This window comes from uncultured Duncaniella sp., from assembly GCF_910577345.1.
Taxonomy (GTDB): domain Bacteria; phylum Bacteroidota; class Bacteroidia; order Bacteroidales; family Muribaculaceae; genus Duncaniella.
Map to the genome: position 1 here is coordinate 22,093 of NZ_CAJTMT010000024.1, position 19,999 is coordinate 42,091.

At 49.7% G+C, this 19,999-nt stretch carries 14 protein-coding genes; 1 reads left to right on the forward strand and 13 read right to left on the reverse strand.

From position 1 onward, the window contains the following. Positions 1–75: 75 nt before the first annotated feature. Positions 76–1,524, forward strand: a complete 1,449-nt coding sequence (locus tag QZ310_RS10275; RefSeq protein WP_297072446.1) for a Na+/H+ antiporter NhaC family protein — start codon at positions 76–78, stop codon at positions 1,522–1,524. 201 nt (positions 1,525–1,725) lie between these two features. Here the strand turns inward: QZ310_RS10275 and QZ310_RS10280 are convergent, their stop codons facing one another. The 13 genes from QZ310_RS10280 to QZ310_RS10340 form a co-directional block, all read right to left on the reverse strand. Beyond that, the gene (locus tag QZ310_RS10280) at positions 1,726–2,250 is read right to left on the reverse strand and encodes a ferritin (RefSeq protein ID WP_297072448.1); all 525 of its coding nucleotides are present in this window, start codon (positions 2,248–2,250) and stop codon (positions 1,726–1,728) included. A gap of 104 nt (positions 2,251–2,354) precedes the next feature. After that, positions 2,355–3,650, reverse strand: coding sequence for an argininosuccinate lyase (gene argH / locus QZ310_RS10285; RefSeq protein ID WP_297072450.1), 1,296 nt, complete (start codon positions 3,648–3,650; stop codon positions 2,355–2,357). 90 nt (positions 3,651–3,740) lie between these two features. Further along, a complete protein-coding gene (locus QZ310_RS10290; protein WP_297072452.1) occupies positions 3,741–4,811 on the reverse strand; it encodes a M20 family metallo-hydrolase in 1,071 nt (356 codons plus the stop codon). Then, positions 4,808–5,590: an acetylglutamate kinase gene (argB, locus tag QZ310_RS10295; protein WP_297072454.1), complete on the reverse strand. Its 783-nt coding sequence runs from the start codon at positions 5,588–5,590 to the stop codon at positions 4,808–4,810. Before argB ends, QZ310_RS10290 begins: the two co-directional genes overlap by 4 nt. 13 nt (positions 5,591–5,603) lie before the next feature. Then, positions 5,604–6,557: an acetylornithine carbamoyltransferase gene (locus QZ310_RS10300; protein ID WP_297072458.1), complete on the reverse strand. Its 954-nt coding sequence runs from the start codon at positions 6,555–6,557 to the stop codon at positions 5,604–5,606. Between the two features lie 266 nt (positions 6,558–6,823). Further along, on the reverse strand, positions 6,824–7,972 hold the full coding sequence (locus QZ310_RS10305) for an aminotransferase class III-fold pyridoxal phosphate-dependent enzyme (protein ID WP_297072460.1): 1,149 nt from the start codon (positions 7,970–7,972) through the stop codon (positions 6,824–6,826). A gap of 199 nt (positions 7,973–8,171) precedes the next feature. Next, positions 8,172–9,134, reverse strand: a complete 963-nt coding sequence (gene argC, locus QZ310_RS10310) for an N-acetyl-gamma-glutamyl-phosphate reductase (protein ID WP_297072462.1) — start codon at positions 9,132–9,134, stop codon at positions 8,172–8,174. Between the two features lie 203 nt (positions 9,135–9,337). After that, positions 9,338–10,546, reverse strand: coding sequence for an argininosuccinate synthase (gene argG, locus QZ310_RS10315; RefSeq protein ID WP_297072466.1), 1,209 nt, complete (start codon positions 10,544–10,546; stop codon positions 9,338–9,340). A gap of 180 nt (positions 10,547–10,726) precedes the next feature. Further along, positions 10,727–11,344 (reverse strand): GNAT family N-acetyltransferase, encoded by a 618-nt coding sequence (locus tag QZ310_RS10320; protein ID WP_297072468.1) that lies wholly within the window; start codon positions 11,342–11,344, stop codon positions 10,727–10,729. Between the two features lie 330 nt (positions 11,345–11,674). Beyond that, complete coding sequence (locus tag QZ310_RS10325; RefSeq protein ID WP_297072470.1) at positions 11,675–13,291, reverse strand: RagB/SusD family nutrient uptake outer membrane protein; 1,617 nt, start codon at positions 13,289–13,291, stop codon at positions 11,675–11,677. Positions 13,292–13,310: 19 nt separating this feature from the next. Next, a complete protein-coding gene (locus tag QZ310_RS10330; protein WP_297072473.1) occupies positions 13,311–16,643 on the reverse strand; it encodes a SusC/RagA family TonB-linked outer membrane protein in 3,333 nt (1,110 codons plus the stop codon). A 119-nt stretch (positions 16,644–16,762) separates the two neighbouring features. Beyond that, on the reverse strand, positions 16,763–18,085 hold the full coding sequence (locus tag QZ310_RS10335) for a histidine-type phosphatase (RefSeq protein WP_297072476.1): 1,323 nt from the start codon (positions 18,083–18,085) through the stop codon (positions 16,763–16,765). A 476-nt stretch (positions 18,086–18,561) separates the two neighbouring features. Further along, complete coding sequence (locus QZ310_RS10340; RefSeq protein WP_297072478.1) at positions 18,562–19,971, reverse strand: glycoside hydrolase family 28 protein; 1,410 nt, start codon at positions 19,969–19,971, stop codon at positions 18,562–18,564. Positions 19,972–19,999: the final 28 nt, after the last annotated feature.

Sequence of the window (19,999 nt, forward strand, 5' to 3'; positions counted from 1 at the left end):
CAGACATACAAGTTTAATCAGACATGTAGCATTATCCGATAAATAATATTTTTCACTCTTAACTTTGGTAGAAGGTTGAATAAAAACAGTGTTTTCGGTTCTCGCAATCTCCCTTCTTTGGGAGTTTCGCTTATTCCTGTCAGTTTTCTTTTCATTACACTTATAAGTGTAATTGTTTTCAGCGGTGCGGATGCCGTTTCGGAGTATGGCCCTTGGATTCTGCTTGCCTCTACGGCAATTGGACTTGGCCTTGCTGTCTGGGGTGGAGTTGCCTCGCGTAGGGGGCTCGCCGTCGGTCTTAAGCGCAGTGCCATGCAGATTCTGCCCGCAATTCCGATTCTGATATGTATAGCTATGGTGGCTACAACGTGGATGCTGTCAGGAGTGGTGCCAACGTTGATTTCTTACGGTCTGCAGATTCTCAGTCCGCGCCTGTTTCTTGTGATAGCCTGCGTGGTTTGCTCGGCTATTTCAGTGATGACAGGTAGTTCGTGGACCACCATTGCCACCCTTGGTGTAGCCTTCATGGGCATAGGTGAGGTGATGGGCTACAGTGACCCGTGGATTGCCGGTGCTATTATCTCTGGTGCTTATTTCGGTGATAAGGTATCTCCGTTGAGCGACACGACTGTGGTCGCTTCATCAACTGCGGGTGTGGATCTTTTCGAGCATATCCGCTATCTGATGTTCACGACCGTTCCTGCAATGGGTATCTCGCTCATAGTGTTTATGATTGTGGGTCTCACCACTGATGTTGACCATAATCCGGATGCAGGGTCAATGCTCGGGGCGTTGAATTCTACTTTCAATCTCAGCCAGTGGACACTTGTGATACCTTTCATCACAATGGTGTTGATTGCGCTCCGTCTGCCCACTTTGATAGTTCTTGCTCTTGCATCGCTAATGGGTGTGGCCGGTATCTTTATATTCCAGAATCATGAAGGCATGGATTTGGCAGGTCTGTTGACAAATCTGTGGAGCGGTTCGGCGCTGTCGACTGGAAGCGAGTCTCTCGACAGTCTCGTTAGCACAGGAGGTATTCTCGGGATGCTCCCGACTGTATTCCTTGTCCTTAGTGCGATGTTCTTCGGCTCAGTGATGATCGGGACAGGTATGCTTGCCAAACTTACCGATGCTTTCACTCGCCGTCTGCGCCGACGCACAAGTATTGTAGGTGCCACCGTATGCAGCGGTCTTGCAATGAACTGCTTCACAGCCGACCAGTATCTTTCGCTCATCATAACCGGCAATATGTATCGTTCACTTTATAAACGAAACGGCCTTGAAGCGCGATTGCTTAGCCGATCAATGGAAGATTCTATCTCCGTGACATCTGTACTCGTTCCCTGGAATTCATGCGGTCTCACACAAGCTACCGTGCTTGGAGTCAGCACTCTTGCTTATTTCCCCTGCTGTCTGTTCAATATACTCACCCCTGTGATGAGTGTCATCGTTGCCCGACTCGGCTTCAAAATACCGGAACCCGCACGTCGTCAGGCTGCTGTTTGTAATCAGGCTGTCTGAGGAAAGCAGGGTACAGAAATTCAGAAATCACAAAAATAACATGTTTGTTTTAAGAGGAAATAATATTGTGTTACCTCAAAAAACAAACATGTTATTTTTGTGATTTCTGAATTTCTGTACCCTCTTCGAGTATTGAATTCATTTCCACTTTCAGCGGGCTAAGGGCATTTAACTCCCTTGAATCCGTGGATTGAAATAGAATTATTCTGCTGAAGAAGCAAGGGGCGAAGGAGTCGAGTAGGTGCGCGATGCAAGTTCCTGATCGAGCATATAGAGACCCATTCCGTTGTCGCCGATGAGCGAGAACTTGTCGATAAGAGTGCGGCAGTTGTCCTCTTCCTCAACCTGCTCGGTTACGAACCAGTTGAGACGGTCGCGGGTTGCATAGTCTTTTTCAGCCTCAGCGAGAGCATAGAGGTCGTTGATGAGTGCAGTCACTTTCTTCTCGTGCTCAAGAGTCTCTTTGAACGCATCGAGGGGAGTTGCCCATGAAGTGGGAACGGCATCAATGGCTTTAAGCTCAACGCGGCCACCGCGCTGGTTGACGTAGTTCATGAAGATTGTGGCATGGTCCTGCTCTTCCTTGAACTGGATTTTGAACCAATTGGCGATACCGGGCTTGCCTTCAGCTTCGAAGTGGAGCGACATTGAAAGATAGAGATATGCACTCCAGAATTCTGCGTTAATCTGGGCGTTGAGAGCGTCCTGAACTTTGTTGTTTAACATACTTAGCGTGTATAATTAGTTGTTGGTTATGATTTCTATTGGCAAAAATACTAACTTTTCACTAATATGTAATATTTAAACCTAAAGTTTTTTCCACATACTTTTCAACAAACGATTTTGTCGTAAAGCTTCTGGAATTTCAGGGCAATCTCGGGTGTGCAGAGGTTGTTGATTGAACCCACATGGGTGTGGTGGACAGAGCGGACGGGGTGATATGTGCCGTTCTGCACTTCAAGTCCGACCTTCTTGTATGCTTCACGGAAAGGCATACCTTCGAGAACAAGACGGTTGACTTCCTCTACGGTGAAGAGATAGTCATAGCGTGTGTCATCTATGATGTCACGTTTCACACGGATGTGTTGCAACATGAAATCGGCCATGTCCAGACATGAAATCATCTCTGTTGTGGCGGGGAAGATGATGTCTTTCAGCAACTGGAGGTCACGGTTGTAGCCGAGAGGAAGGTTGGCTGTCAGAAGGGCTATCTCATTCTGGATGGACTGCAGGCGGTTGCACTTGCCGCGCATGATTTCAAATACGTCGGGGTTCTTCTTGTGAGGCATGATAGACGAGCCTGTGGTAAGTTCGTCGGGGAAGGAAATGAACCCGAAGTTCTGACACATCCACATACACACGTCCATCGCGAGATGTCCGAGTGTGGAAGCAATGGCACTGATGGCCATTGAGGCGGCCCGCTCTGTCTTTCCGCGCGACATCTGCGCGGCCACAACGTTGTAGTGCAGTGTCTCGAAGCCAAGCAGACGTGTGGTCATCTCACGGTCGAGAGGGAATGACGAACCGTAGCCTGCGGCGGAACCGAGAGGATTCTGATTGGCCACATTGTAGGCTGCGACGAGCATCTGCATGTCGTCCACGAGGGATTCTGCGTATGCTCCGAACCAAAGGCCGAACGATGAGGGCATGGCCACCTGAAGATGGGTGTAGCCGGGCATGAGGACATCCTTGTACTCCTCGCTGAGAGATTGCAGACGGTCAAAGAGGCGTTTGACAGCTTCTGCGACTTTGCGCAGCTCGTCGCGCATGAAGAGCTTGAGGTCGACGAGCACCTGATCGTTGCGCGAACGTCCGGAATGGATTTTCTTGCCGACATCGCCGAGTTTGGCGGTGAGCATGAACTCGACCTGCGAGTGGACATCCTCCACTCCGGGTTCGATTGTGAATTCTCCACGCTCAATGACTTCCGCGATTTCGCCGAGAGCCTTGAGGAGTATATCAAGTTCTTCGGAGGTGAGAAGGCCGATGCTTTCAAGCATTCTGATATGGGCCATTGAGCCTTGGACGTCGTAGCGGGCAAGGCGCAGGTCGAGTTCGCGGTCATTGCCGACAGTGAACTCTTCAATCATTTTGTCGGGTTCAAAACCCTTGCTCCAAAGTTTCATTATTGTTGTCGGAATTAATGTTATATGTAAAATTTCTGTAGGGACGCGCTGTAGCGCGTATGCCCGATTAAATTCATAGTGCGTGAGCCATCAGCCCAATTTCAGCGATTCAATCAGACGGCGGTAAAGAACAATCGCCTCCTCGATTTCGCTGATAAGGATGAATTCATCGGCGGAGTGGCTGCGCGACGACTGTCCCGGTCCGATTTTAAGGGAAGGGAAGTCATACATCAGCGACATGTCGCTCGTTGTGGGTGAGACGAATGTCTGACAGCCGAGTGCAAGTGCGCTCTTTACCAATGGGTGACTCTCCGCAATGACCGATGCGCGCACGCGGGTCGAGCGTGGAGTGAGTGTTGTCCATTTCACGGCATCGCGCAGCAGATTGACAGTCTCTTCATTGCTGAAGGCATCCGTTGTGCGTATGTCCACCACCCATTTGCATTCGTCGGGAATGGCGTTGTGTTGCCATCCGGCATTGATTTGGGTGATATTGACGCTCACTGGACCGAGGATTTCCGACTGGCGCGGAAATTTGAAGTCGCGCAGGGACTCGATGTCGGCCATTGCGCGATAGATGGCGTTTATGCCTTCCCCACGGGCCGCATGTCCGGTAACTCCGGGAGTAAGGCAGTCGAGCACCACAAGACCGCGTTCGGCAACAGCCGCCTGCATTCCGGTCGGCTCCCCTACAATGGCGCAGTCAATCTTTATGCCTTCCTCCGCAAGATGTGGCAGGAAGGCCCTCATGCCGTTTTCTCCGCCAACTTCCTCTTCGGCAGTGATGGCAAGGAGGAGGTTGAAGGGGAGTGATGAGGTGCGGAGATCAAGGAAGGTCCGGATAAGGCATACTGCCGATGCTCCTGCATCGTTGCTGCCAAGACCGTAGAGTCGTCCATCCTCAATTGTCGGTGCGAATGGGTCGCGCGTATAGGATGCGGCGGGTTTTACGGTGTCGTGGTGGGAATTCAGCAGTATGGTCGGACGCGAGCTGGCGAAGTTTTCGGAAAGCGCGTAGACATTGTTGCGGAACCGTCGGGGCGCGGCTCCGGCTTCTGACAGGTAGTCAAAGATGAGTTGCGCCGTTCCCTCTTCCTGACGGGAGAGGGAAGGCGTGGCTATCATCTTTGAGAGCAGTCCGATGACTTCCGGCGGGTTCATTGCTGATTGCATATAACGGTTCCACGGTCGGTCGACAGTGCGTCGGAGTGCTTGATGGTGACACTCTTCACACCTGCGTCGATGGCTTTGAAAGCATTGTCAATCTTGGGTATCATTCCCTTGTTGACTATTCCGCGTTCGCGGAGATCGGCATAGATGGCAGGAGTGATGAGGGGTATGAGCGAGTCGGGGCGTTCGATGTCCTCCATGACTCCCGGTTGCTCGAAGCAGAATATAAGTTCCGTCGGAGCAACGCGCGAGGCTCCGACAGCAACCGACGAAGCGATGGTGTCGGCGTTGCAGTTGAGGAGCGTTCCGTTGCCGTCATGGGTGATGGCGCAGTAGACGGGAGTGATGCCCGTGTCAAGGAGCGATGCGATGAGTCTTGCGTTAACACCTTCGGGAGCGATGTCACCCACAAAACCGTAGTCAATCGGCTTGGCAGGACGGCGCGTTGCGGTGATGGCATTGGCATCAGCACCTGTAAGACCGATGGCGTTGCATCCGGCTGCCTGAAGCATGGAGACGATGCGCTTGTTGACCAGTCCGGCATAGACCATGGTCACCACGTCGAGCGTTTCGCGGGTGGTGACGCGTCGGCCTTCAATCATTGTTGTCGGGATGTCGAGCTTTGCGCTCATACGGGTTGCTTCCTTGCCTCCGCCGTGGACAAGAATCTTCTTGCCGGGAAGGTTGACAAAGTCATTGATGAAGCGCGCGAGGGCTTCGGGATTGTCGACGACGTTGCCGCCTATCTTGATGACTTTAATAGTATCCATCACTTCAGGCTTTTCAGAGACTTTCAAGCATACGTTTGAGCACCACCTGTGCTGAAATCTCGCGGTTGGCGGCTTCGGGAATCACGATGCTGCGCTCGGACTCGATGACATCATCGGTCACAATCATGTTGCGGCGCACTGGCAGACAGTGCATGAAGAATGCGTTGTCGGTGAGTCCCATCTTCTCGCTGTCGACGGTCCATGCGCGGTCTGTCGAGAGGACTTTACCGTAGTTGGGGTCTGCGAAGGCAGACCAGTTCTTGGCATATACGAAATCGGCACCTTCGAGGGCTTTGCGCTGGTCGTACTCGACACGGGCTTTCCCTACGAATTCGGGCGCGAGTTCATAACCGTGGGGATGGGTGATGACGAAGTCATAGTCCGTGGCGTTCATCCACTCGGCAAATGAGTTGGGGACAGCCTGAGGAAGTGCCTTGGGATGGGGTGCCCATGTCATGACCACCTTTGGACGCTCTTTTGTCTTGAATTCCTCGATTGTGATGAGGTCGGCAAAGCTCTGGAGTGGATGACGGGTGGCAGCCTCCATGCTGAACACGGGACGGCCTGAGTATTTGATGAACTGGTTGATGACGCGCTCCTCATAGTCCTCGGCCTTGTCGGTGAGGCCTGCGAATGAGCGGACACCGATGATGTCGCAGTACGAACCCATGACGGGGATGGCTTCGAGGAGGTGTTCGGCCTTGTCGCCGTCCATAATGACACCGCGCTCGGTTTCAAGTTTCCATGCTCCCTGATTCACGTCAAGGACAATGACATTCATGCCGAGGTTCATCGCAGCCTTCTGAGTGCTGAGGCGCGTGCGGAGGCTGGAGTTGAAGAAGATCATCATCAGGGTCTTGTTCTTGCCGAGATGCTGATATGCAAAGCGGTTTGCTTTGACTTCGAGAGCTTCCTTGACAGCAAGGTCAAGAGAGCCTATGTCTGAAACGTTGGTGAAATTACGCATATTGGAGGTTAAGGTTGGAAAATTTTTAATTGAGGGGGATTTTGGGGGGAGAAGGCTAATAGGTCTAATAAGTCAAATAGGCCCAATAAGCCTAATAAGTCAAATAGGGCTAATAAGAGATTGCTTATTAGGCTTATTGGGCTTATTAGCCCTATTAGGCTTATTAGTCCTATTAGGCTTATTAGTCCTATTAGGCTTATTAGCCCTATTAGACTTATTTGTCCTATTAGCCCTATCGCCTATTAGCGTTATTTTTAGCCTTGCTTTCAATCCTCCTTGCTGTCAAGGACTTCTTTGAAGGCTTCGATGAAGCGCTTGGCGTGGGAGCGTGGGAGGGAGAGGGGCGGAAGGAGGCGCACAGTGTGCTCTCCGGCACCGCCGGTGAAGATGTGTTTGTCGAAGAGGAGGCGTTTGCGGAGTTCGGGTGCCGAACCCTTGATTTCGATACCTATCATGAGACCGCGACCGCGCACTTCAATCACTTCGGGATGTGTGGCGGCAAGGTCGTTGAGCTCTTCAAGAAGATACTCACCCACGGCGGCTGCGTTGGATACCATGTTTTCGGTTTCCATCACGTCAAGCACGGCGATTGCAGCGGCACATGCGAGGTGGCTTCCACCGAAAGTGGTGCCGAGCATACCCTTGACCGGTTTGATTGCCGGAGAGATGATGATGGCTCCCATCGGGAATCCGTTGGCTATACCCTTGGCACAGGTGATGATGTCGGGGCGCACTCCGGCATATTGATGGGCGAAGAAACGACCTGTGCGACCGTAGCCCGACTGGATTTCGTCGAGGATGAGGACTACACCGTATTTCGTGCAGAGTTCGCGGAGCTTGCGGAGGAAGGAGTCGTCGACCATGCGGATTCCTGCCACCCCCTGGATACCCTCTATGATGACGCCTGCGAATTCGCCTGTCGAAAGTTTGGCTTCGACAGCCTCGATGTCGTTGAGAGGTGCGAACTCGACATTTTCAGTAGAGTTGAAAGGTGACTGAATCTTGGGGTTGTCGGTGGCGGCAACTGCGCCCGATGTGCGGCCATGGAAAGCCTTGTCAAATGCGAGTATTTTGCTCTTGCCGGTGTGGAACGAGGCAAGTTTCATCGCATTTTCGTTGGCCTCGGCTCCAGAGTTACAGAGGAAGAGGGCATAGTCATTGTAGCCCGAGAGACGGCCGAGTCGGTCGGCCAGTTTCTGCTGCAATGAGTTCTGCACGGAGTTGGAGTAGAAACCGAGTTTCGACACCTGGTCAGCGATTGCGGTGACATAGGTGTGGTGTGCGTGACCGATTGAGATCACGGCATGACCTCCATAGAGGTCAAGATATTCGGTGCCGTCGGCAGTGTAGACATGGTTGCCGAGTCCACGCACCGGTTCTATATCATATAGGGAGTATACGTCGAAGAGGTTCATCTTTTCTCTAAATAGTTCTATTCAGTATAGAGATTAAAGTATAGAGTATAGATAATAGTCTTCAAGTCTGGAGTATCAACAAGTGGCCAGCGAATGACCGGAACTATTATCTATACTCTATACTTTAATCTCTATACTATAACTTCAATATCTCTATGCTATAGCTTTAATCTCTATACTTTTCTGTTTTTAGAATGGACTAAAAGGCTGACGGCTTGAGGCGGAGGCCGGTGGTCTCGGGATAGCCGCAGATGAGGTTGAAGTTCTGCACGGCCTGTCCGGATGCCCCTTTGAGCAGGTTGTCGATGGCCGAGAGAATCAGGAGCTTGGAGCCATGCTTTTCGAGTGAGATGACTGCCTTGTTGGTGTTGACCACCTGTTTGAGATCAATGGGGCGGTCAGACACATGGGTGAAGGGCGCGTCGGCATAGAAATCCTTGTAGAGCTTAACGGCCTCTTCGATTGAGAGGTCAGTGTCGATATAGCTCATTGCGAAGATGCCGCGGGGGAAGTCGCCGCGCACGGGCACGAAACTGATTTCAGCATCGAATCCGGGCTGCAATTGGCCGAGAGTCTGACGGATTTCTGCAAGGTGCTGATGTGAGAACGCCTTGTAGACCGACAGGTTGTCGTTGCGCCAACTGAAATGGGTGGTCGCTCCGGGTTTCACGCCTGCACCGGTTGAGCCGGTGACTGCTGTCACATGCACCTCGCGGTTGAGTTTCCCTGCTTTCGCGAGAGGCAGGAGGGCAAGTTGGAGGGCGGTTGCGAAGCATCCGGGATTGGCTACCTTGTCGGCTCCGATGATTGCATCGCGCTTGGCTTCGGGGAGACCGTAGACGTAGCCTTCCGACTCGTTGCGGTAGTCTTGAGCGAGGTCGACGATTTTCAGCCCTGCCGGCATCTCGTTTTCCTCCCAGAATTTCTGGCTGAAGCCGTGGCCCTGGCAGAGAAAGAGTACGTCGATGGCAGAAAGATCAAAGTCTTCGGCAAAGCGGAGGTCGGTGTCGCCGATGAGTCCTTCGTGGATTTCGCTGACAGGTTTGCCTGCGTTGCTCGTAGAGTGGACAAACACGATTTCCGCTTGCGGGTGATTTATGAGTAGGCGGAGGAGTTCGCCGGCAGTGTAGCCGGCGCCTCCGATGATTCCGATTTTAGCCATGAAGATTAGTTCTTAATTCTTGATGCATAATGCATAATTCGCTTTGAATAATTCATGATTCTTGATGCATAATGCATGATTGGGCAATTAAGACTGTTGCTTTACAGACAGGCTTGGTAGCCACCATTGTATTAATCAAGCACTATTTATGAATCATGCATTGAAATTAATCATGCATTGAATTATGCATTATGAATCATGCATTATGCATTGTTATTGCGTTTCTGCACGTTATGGAAAATCTTCATCTGGTTGCCGAGAATCTTGGTGAAGCCCTTGACGTCGTCAGCGCTCCAAGCCTTGTTGACCTCGCCATATTCGCCGAAGTCGGTCTTCATGAGGTCGAAGGGTGAATCAACGCCCACGAGGGTATAGGAGTAGGGGCGGAGGATAACTTCAACCGTGCCGGTGACGTTGCTCTGTGAGCTTTCGAGGAAGGCCTCCATGTCGCGCATGACAGGTTCGAGATACTGCGACTCGTGGAGGAACATTCCGTACCATGTTCCTATCTGATCCTTCCAATACTGCTGCCACTTGGTGAGAGTGTGCTTTTCGAGCATCTTGTGGGCGGCGATGATGAGGATGGGGCCTGCGGCCTCGAAACCTACACGGCCCTTGATGCCGATGATGGTGTCGCCGATGTGCATGTCGCGGCCGATTCCGTAGCGCGAACCGAGACGCTCTACCTCGCGGATAGCATCAATCTTGTTGTCGTAGTGCTTGCCGTTGACGCTGTCGATTTCACCCTTGACGAAACCGATGGTGATGTGTTCCTCACCCTTTTCGGTCACCTGGCTGGGATATGCGCTCTCGGGGAGGGTCTGCTCCGAGTGGAGGGTTTCCTTGCCGCCGATGCTTGTGCCCCAGAGACCCTTGTTGATGGAGTATTCCATCTTCTTGAAGTCGGCTTCGATGCCATGCTTCTTAAGATAGTCGATTTCATACTCGCGGGTGAGGGTCATGTCGCGGGTCGGGGTGATGATTTCGATTTCGGGAGCGAGAATCTGGAATGTGAGGTCGAAACGCACCTGGTCGTTTCCTGCGCCGGTCGAGCCGTGGGCCACTGCGTCAGCTCCAATCTTTTTGGCATATTCGATAATGGCGATGGCCTGGAAGATGCGCTCGGAGGATACGGAGATGGGATAAGTGCCGTTGCGGAGGACGTTGCCGGCAATCATGTATTTGATGCTCTTGTCGTAATAGTCGCCGGTCACGTCGAGGGCTGCATGGGAGGCAGCTCCCAGACGGAGGGCTTTCTCTTCGATTGTCTTGAGTTCTTCGGGAGAGAAACCGCCGGTGTTGGCGATGGCGGTGTGTACTTCATATCCGAGGTCTTCGGAAAGATATTTTGCTGCAAACGATGTGTCGAGGCCACCACTGAAGGCGAGGACTACTTTTTTCTTATTTTCCATTATTTAAAAGCTTTGCTTTTAAGTGTAAGTGCTTCGCACAAGTATAAAGGATAAAGTATTAAGTGATAGGCTTGTTCATCTCCTCAGCTATTACTTAATGCTTAGTATTCAATACTTAATACTTAGTACTTGGCACGCAGTGCCATCCACACTTACTACCTAAAAATTTTTGAAAAAAATTTATTTAAGATGGAGGAGTTTTTTGATGCGGTTGTTGAACCACATGAGGTAGGGTGCGCGCTTTGAGGGTCGCTCAAGCTTTGCTTTGGGATCGTAGAGCATACCCGTGCACAGACACATTCGTCGGTTGTTGCGCTGGAGTATGTCGTAGTTAACACATCCTTTGCATCCGGCCCAAAATTCCTCGTCGTCAGTGAGTTCTGAAAATGTCACCGGTTTGTAGCCCATCTGAGAGTTGAGCTTCATGACCGGGAGCGAGGTGGTGATACTGAACAGTTTTGCAAAGGGGAAGCGGAGGCGTGCAAGCTCGAATGTCTTTGCCTTGATTCGTGCTGCAAGCCCCAATCGTCGGAACTCAGGATCGACGATAAGGCCAGATGTGGCCACATAGTCACCATGTTCCCAGCTCTCAATGTAACTGAAGCCGATGAGACGGTCATCACAGAGAGCGACGACAGCCTTTCCCCCGCGGATCTTCGAGGCGATATACTCCGGCGTGCGCCGTGCGATGCCTGTTCCGCGCTGAAGGGCTGATTCATAGATGAGGGTGACAATCTGCTCGGCATACTTCGTATGCTCCTCTTCGGCAAATATCACCTTTATCTGATCATTGTTCATCTAACTGTTGTAAAAAATAATAATATGAATTGAAAATGATAAAATGTCCGCAAAATTACGAAATTAATGTCATAATTATTCGTATTATTGTGGATAAATATGCAAAATGTAATGAAAAATATTGAAAAATATAACAGGTTGGTTGGCGATATGGCGATATTATTTGAATTTCGCCGTGTTTTCATTGCGTTTTGTCGGTAAAAGCAGATGGAAAGATATTGGGTTATTGTAAAAAGACGAGCCGCCTGCCGGCATCTTGAGATGCAGCAGACGGCTGATGTCTGTCGAATGACTTAATCGGGATTATTCAGTCAGGAGTAGGTGTCGGATTTACTGTTGAGGAGAATCCTTTGTCCAGTTTTCAGGCTCGATGTTGTAGTTTATGAGCTTGTTGTAGTCAACCTCTCTGTTTGGAATACAGATACACCAGTTGTTCTTTCCTTTTGTGTCGTATGAGCCACCTGTAACGCCGGAACCTGCAAATTGTGGATGCCAGTTGCCTCCATCGTTCCATCCTTTGCGGACCATATCAACGTTCCAACGTTTCTGGTCGAAGTAGTGGCGTCCTTCACCCCAGAGGTCGAAGCGTTTGTAGAGCTTGACTTCATCAAGAAGGGCCTGGCCTGAAAGATTGCATGTGTAGTTGGGCTGATAGGGCTTGACAGCTTCTTCAAGCAATGAACGAACTTTTGCTTCGTTTCCGCCTTGCATGTATAGGGCCTCAGCCTCGTTGTAAATCATTTCAGCAGCACGCATCAGACAAGTACAACCGATGGAGCGGTCGTCAATTTTCTGATATTTAGTACACATATAGGCATAGATATATGTACTCTTGTCAATACGGTCTGCGTATTCAGATTTTACACGATCATAGAAATCTCCTTTTGTCGCACGACCGGAATCGGAAGTTGACCAACCAGATTCGCCTTCTTTCGGAACCATGAAAAGATCATAGCGGGTATCTTCAGCAGGAATCTGCTCGATAAGGCCTTTGTCGATAGAACCGATGTTTTTGTAGCCTTTTGATGAGCCGGTATTTGCTCCGACGTATGCGAAGAAACCGTATACACCGAGGTTTTCGGTAGCATCTGTATAAGTTTCCCACATCCATTCATCGTTGGGTGTATTAAAACCTTTCCAATATTCGGCAGTTCCCATCAGGTTGTAACCCTTGCGGGCTTCTGCAGCATGGGTAGCGGCAGTGGCCCAGTCTTGCTTGGCAAGAGCAGCGCGAGAGTAGACTCCGTGGGCAATTGAAGCATCTGTTCTCCAAAGTTTATTGCCTCTTGTCAAGGATGATTGTCCGAATAATTCCAATGCTTTGTCAAGGTCTGAATAAATTTGGTCATACACCTCTCCGAGTGAGGCGCACAAAATATCTCCGGTACTGTCATCAAGTCGCAGAGGGACGCCGCGGCTTTCACCATTGCGTGAGTCAACCCAGCGCTTGCTGTATAATGCAACAAGCTGAGTATAGGCATGAGCGCGATAGACGTATGCCTGTCCGATGTAAAAATCTTTTTCATCTTGAGCACCGTCTGCTTCATTTCCGTGCAGAATTATGGCATTGGCATTGGAGATTAGTTTATAGTAATAATACCAGGGGAAGACGGTAGCACCTGTGGTGGCAAGTTCGTGAGCATTGCAATTGACAATATCAACATAACTTGTCGCATTGCTATACTGAGCATCGGAACTTTTATATGTTCCGTACCAAAGCGAGATGGTTGCTTCTCCGTTGTAGCCTTGACGTCCGAATCCACTCGAAGAATAGGTATCAGACATAATCTGACTTAAACCATTGGTAGCGGCATCGAGCAGTTCGGTCGTGGAGAATATGGTTGATGTTGATACATCATCCTCCGGCGCAACGTTCAGATAGTCATCCGAGCATCCTGTAGAGACAAGAGCTCCAAGAGTACAGAGTGATATGATTGTTTTTTTCATTTTTCAGGATTATTAAGTGTTAGAAAGAAACGTTGAGGCCGAATGTATATACTCGAGAAGCAGGCATCATGTTGTAGATATAGCCTGAGAGGTTCTGAGTTGCCGGCATACCTTTGCGTTTTGTGTTCGTAAGGACGTTTTCTGCAGAGAAAAATATTTGCGCAGTATTAAGCGTAAGGGTCCTAAGAACAGATTTTGGCAGACGATATGAGAAATTGATGTTTTTGAGGGCAACATAATTCCTGCTTATGAGGAAGCGATCTGAGGTCGCATTGTTGTATGTCTGTCCCATGTCAATAACCGGATTGATGGAGTTGTTGATTCGGTTGGGAGAGGTTTCAGTCATACCTTCCGGAACTCCGTTCCATGAATTAAGGATGTCAATATGGTAGTTACGCACATAGTTTCCGGATGTAGACATCAAAGACGCGTAGCTTGAGTCCATTATTTTACCTCCTAATGAATATGTCATCATCACTGAAAGATTGAAATTTTTCCATGCGAAATTACCGGTAACAGATCCATAGACTTTCGGTAATGATTGTCCACGGAAGTCTTTTTTTGCATAGGTAGTAGCGTTTACGTAATATTGGCCGTTAATTTCTTTGTATTTCTCGGAAGTAAGCTCCGTTGAAACTAATTCACCATTATCATAGGTGCCACCAATTATATCACCGTTATCAGCCACAATATGATAATCCTCAAGATTCGCATCATACAGGCTCATGCCGTCCATCATATCAACACCTGCCCAATGGTATGTGTACCATGAATAGCGACATCTGCCTTCAACTGCGTTATGAGAACCGGTTTGGTAACCATCTCTCATCTGTGCAGGCATTTTGAGAATTTTATTTGACAGAGTTGTGACATTGGCTGCGATATTGACTGTCCAATCACGATTTGTGAATACATTAAAGTCTGTATTGATTTCAACGCCACGGTTTACTATTGTGCCGAAATTCTGAGTGATGGTGCTGACAGGAGAGGATGTGCTTGTTCCTCCTGCAGAACTTGGGTTCTGTACATTGAACAACAGGTCTTTGTTGCGTTTGTCGTAATATTCAACGCTAAGATTCCATCTGTTGAACAAGCGGGCTTCCAATCCTACGCCCCATGATTCTCCGGTTTCCCATTTAAGTTTTGATGCAGCAAGTTGTGATATTACGTATGACGCGTAGCCACCTTTGATGTCAGATTCATACAAAGCATAATAGGCATATCGACCGGAGCCGGCATCATTACCTACTTGTCCCCAGTTGACACGAAGTTTACCATTTGTGATCCAAGTCAGATCCTTCATGAAGTCTTCGGCTGTGAAAAGCCAGTTTGCACCGACTGAACCGAAATTACCCCAACGTGATTTGGGTGAGAAACGGCTGCTGCCGTCACGACGGAAAGAACCTTCGATATTATAACGATCGTCATAGTTATATTGCACACGGGCAAGATATGATTCCGTGCGGTAACGGTCTCGCATACCGGAAAGGTCTGTAATTGTTGTGAAGTTAGAAAAAGCTTCAATTCCTTCAATGTTTACTCCTGTTTTACGACCGTAGGTCATGTCACGGGACCAAGAATAGTTTTCATGGCCGAGAAGTACATTTATAAAGTGCTTGCCGTATGTCTTGTTCCAGTTGATTTGCTGTTGAAGCGTCCAGGTTTTTGTGTTGTAAACATATTTTGATAGTTTACCGTTGGAACCTTTGGCTGCGCCACCAATAACGGCTGAACCATAGCTTGTTGATTCTTCGTTAGACGTGCTTAGGTTGCCTTTAAGTGTGAAGGTAAAACCGTAGGGCAAAATGAAATCCATATAGGCTGTGGAATTCGATGTGTTGCGTTTGGAACGGTCATGGTTCATTTCTGCCTCCCAGATAGAGTGGTTGGTAGCCAACTGGTCACGGGTAGCAACTTCTTGAGTCTTACCGTTTTCATCCACAATGGTATAGTAGCCCGGATCATATTGTTTATGGCCGGAATTGTCAAGAATATATTCTCCGGTGTTTACGTCATGAAGATGCACAGGGTAAATAGGTGCGATTACTCGATAGAAATAGAATGGATTGGTGGTTGATGACGAGTCATCACCGGTCTGGTCACCGGCCGAATTGTTGGTCTTTTGGTGTGAAGCGTTTACTTGTAAGCCTGCCTTAAACCAACTCTTAGGTCTGATATTGATTGCAGCACGGCCAGTCAGACGTTTAAAGCCTGAGTCTTTGGTGTATCCATCTTCACTGAGATGGTTCACAGAAAAGTAATAATCGCTGAAATCAGTGGCTCCTGAACCGGAAAATGCATATTCCGCACGGTATCCTTTCTTGATACTTTGGTCATACCAATCAAGGTCTTCACCGAAAAGTGGGTTTATTTCAACACCGGGGACGATTTTTCCATTTTCGTCGAACATTTGGGCGATCGGGGTATTGAAAATATTGATTTTTGTACGTTTTTCCTGTAAATCCCTCAAAGTGGATTGACGTACATCGGCGAGGACAGCAGGATTGCTGCGATCCAAACCTCCGGAATTAATTGTATTGTTGAAGAGGTTAGCATATTCGACTTCCATGAACTGATATGGGTCTACGGTGTCATAGTCAGGCATACCACGTTCATACCAACCCTGTGAAGTTTTGAACGTGAAAGTCGGTTTATTTACTTTTGATTTTTTTGACGTGAGAAGAAGCACACCGTTTGATGCGCGATTGCCATAGAGTGCACACGATGCAGCATCCTTAAGGACGGAAATCGATTCAATGTCATCGGGTGAAATGTCCGTTATGTAGCCATCGTAGGGTACACCGTCTAAAACGATAAGGGGGGAATTGTTACCATTGACTGTACCCATGCCTCGAATGGTTACAGATGCCTCGGATCCAGGTTGACCGACAGCTCCTGTCACGGAGATGCCTGACGATGCTCCTTCGAGGGCGGATGTCACGCTTGAAACCGGACGGGATTCAATGTCTTTTGAGTTAATCTGCGAAATTGCGCCAGTGATTGAGGATTTCTTTTGTGTACCGTAGGCGACGACAACGACTTCGTCGAGGGCGCTGACGTCTTCCTTCATTTCAACATCAATCACGGGGTTGTTGCCTACAGTGACCTTGATATTATGATAGCCAATATAAGTGAACTCGAGAGTGGCACCTTTTGAGGCCTTCAATGAGTATTTACCTTCTATGTCGGTCGACACACCTGTCGTCGTGCCTTTGATCATGACGGCGACACCGGGCATGGGGTCTCCAGTCTGGTCAGTTACCGTACCTGTTACTGTGACTGTCTGAGCTGTGGCTGAGATGGTCCAGACTGCGCAGACAAGGAGGAGCAGGAAGCGGGTGAAGGATTTCATCCCCCCCGATTTGTTAATGATTGTTAAGACTCCGTTTGTCATAATGTGAAATGATTGAGGTTAAGGTGGCTCAGAGAGTATCGGTTGATAGGCTCAGAGAGCGCGTATTGATAAAAATGTTATTCCGAGAATTTGGTCGAGAAGCTGTCGAGTTTGTCAGCATAGAGTTTGCGGACATCCGACCACTTATAGTAAGGTCCATCGACGGGGGTGAGGGGGAGGGTTGCTTCCTCTTCGTTGAGGAGGACCTTGACGAGTACTTCGTCGGGGGTGAGGGCTGCTTTCTTCTTGGGACGGTAGAAGATCATCTGGATGTTGCTGCCCATGGGGAAGATTTCGTAGTTGCGCCAGTTGGCTTCGAGATCGTCGAAGTTTGTGGTGTCGAAGGCACTGTTGTTGATTCCCATGAGGATGGTCAGCGGGAGGACGATGGATTCATGTCCGAAGCGGAGATTGGCGCTGAGTCGGGGAGAAACCATTGCGGTGTCGGCCGATTCGATGATGTTGCGGAGCAGGACACGCTGATTGTAGGGGACGCGGTTTTTGGTGAGCGATGTGTTGCCGGCAGTAGTATACCAGTCGGCGTTGCGTCCGAGCCATTCGTTGTGGAGCTCTTCGGGAGTGAAGAGGTCGTAGAGGTCGGGCTGGTCATCGTGGCTCTGGGTGTTGACAGCGATGTCAAATACACCTTTGAATACTTTGTAGGTGTTGAGGCTGTCGGCAACGAACTGCGGGTCGTTGAACACTTTCGAGACGAAGGAGCTCATGTCGCGGTGCTTTTCAGCGTAGGCATCCGAGAGGGGTTCGGCTTCGCGTGAAAGTTTTTTAGCGACGGTGTCGGTGCTGTTGTAGGCAAGGATTTTCTGAGTCGTGCGCGAGGCGTCGCATGTGACGATGAGTTCGGGACAGATTTTCTGAAGCTCGGCAATCTCGTTGGCCATCGAGAGGATGCAACGGATGATGACTGTCGACTTAGCGTCGACATGAGTTCCGGGTACGAAGATTTCAGGGAAGTTTTCGGTCATGCGGCGGGCAATGTCGCGGTGCTGATGGTGGCCCAGAGGGGTGAGCTCGCCGACACGGCCTTTGGAGTCGTCGCGGATTTTCGAGAGCTGCTGCAGGAGTTCTTTGCCGCGAGGAGTGAGCTTGCCATATTTATCGGCTTTCTGTAGATATTCGACGGGACGGTCATACTTGTCGTCGTTGAGAAGCCAGCGACTACCGTGGCGACCGTAGTGCTCGATATGGAAGGGGACGTATCCCTTTGGTGCTTTGGTCAGCTTAGGCAGACCGTAGGCGGGTCGGGGATAGGCGAGGTACTGACTGCCGGCCTGATATGGGTCGACGAGTTTTTGTCCGGATTCAGGAGTGGATGCGGCTGCTGAAAAACATAGCGCGAATCCCATCAAAACTGTGTTTGCGAAACGTGATAAAAATGTCATGGGAGTGATGATGATTGATACACACAAGGATAATTTCCTATTGGATGCAAATATATGAAAAAATATATTAAACAAAGAGATTTTTGAAGAATTTAATGCGAAAATCAGTAAAATTTATTCTTTTTACTGTCATATAGCTATGATTTGTGATAAATTTAACTGATTTTAAAGTATTGTGTTAACGGGGTTTTATGCTGTTTTTTTATCCTTTTATTACAATATGTGATTGGCCTGAACATACAATATCCTCTTATATATATGTACAATATCCAGTTGTTCCTATATGTACAATATTCTATAGTTCCTGTATGTACAATATCCCCCCACGGTTGGTCACGGTCTGTGATGGAATCAGTGTTGAAAATCGATGGATACGAAAATGACATGGGACGCTACGTTTGCCGGAGTCAGAATTCACCGGAATACGTAGTGTCCCATGTCATTTTTATGCCTTTCTGATAAGGCAGGCTATTCGTCTATTTTTTATCCTGAACGAAGTTTACGTCCTTGATTGTAAGGGAGGCTGTCGATGTGTCGATGTCGGTGGCAGCTTTGGTGTAGACGAAGGTGCAATCGGTGACGGTGATGTCGTGGACGCAGTTGAGCCCTTCAAGGCCGGAGGCTTTGATTGCTGTCTGTGTTCCACGGCAGACGACGTCGGAGATGTGGATGTCGGTAAACTCAGGAACCTTGACAAGCTCTTTGGGCACAACAATGTCGGATTCCTTTGAACCGGCAGGACGGTCGGCATAGTTGCACTGGAAGATTATGGCATCCGAGAGGATATCGGTCATGACTATATTACTTATATATATGTCGGCGGTCTTGCCTCCGCGGCCCACTCCGCTTTTGAAACGGAGTCCGGTGTCTGTTCCGGAGAAGGTGCAGTCGCGGACAACGATGCGGGTCATGCCGCAGACATCTTCACTGCCGATGACGAAACCGCCGTGGGCGTGGTAGACGGTGTTGTCCTGAATCAGGATGTCCTCGCAGCCGTTGACGAGTGCTTTCTCCTTGTAGTCGCCACTCTTCATGCAGAGACCGTCGTCGCCGGCATCGACTGTCGAGTTGACGATGAGCACCTGATGGCAGTCGCTGATGTCGATCGCATCGCCGTTCTGGGCGTTCCACGGGCAGCGGACGGTTATGCCGTCGATGATGACGTTGCGCGAGTTGAAGGGATGGACGTGGAATTTGGGAGCATTCTGGAAGGTCACGCCGCTGAGGAGGACGTTCTCGCAGTGGTAGATGCGGAAGAGGTCGTTGCGCTTCTTCTCCTGCTTTTCAGGGGTGGCGGCGACATCGGAGTAGCCGGATTTCAGTTCCCAGGGATACCAGAGGGAGCCTTCCTGACGTTCGACTCCTCCCATTGCTTTATAGCGCTTCCATTCGACGTCGCTGACCTTCATGCGCTTCACCGGTCGCCATTGGGCACCGTTGCCGTCGATTGTTCCCTCGCCGGTGATGGAGATGTTGATGCAGCGCTCCGCACGGATGCAGGCGAAGACGCGTGAGGCTTTGGGCGAGGGGTCGACGTAAAGCTCCTTGTCAGGGGAGAAGAAGAGGACGGCGTTGCGTTCGAGATGGAGGTTGACGTTGCTTTTCATCTCAATCGGACCTGTGAGCCATACTCCCTGCGGGATGACGAGGCGACCACCTCCAAGGCGCGATAGTTCGTCGATGGCGGTCTGGATATAGGTGGTGTTGAGTGTCACGCCGTCACCTTTGGCTCCGAAGTCGCGGAGGTTCTTTGTGAGGGAGGGGAGGGGGAATTCAGTGACCGGTTTGAGCTTTACGGGAAGATTGTTGTAATAGTCGCTGTAGCTACCCTTGGCGTTGAGACCGAGGGTGGCGAGCAGCAGTAGTGCTGTCAGAAGTTTTTTCATGTGGTGAGAGGGGATTGTAGGATTTGAA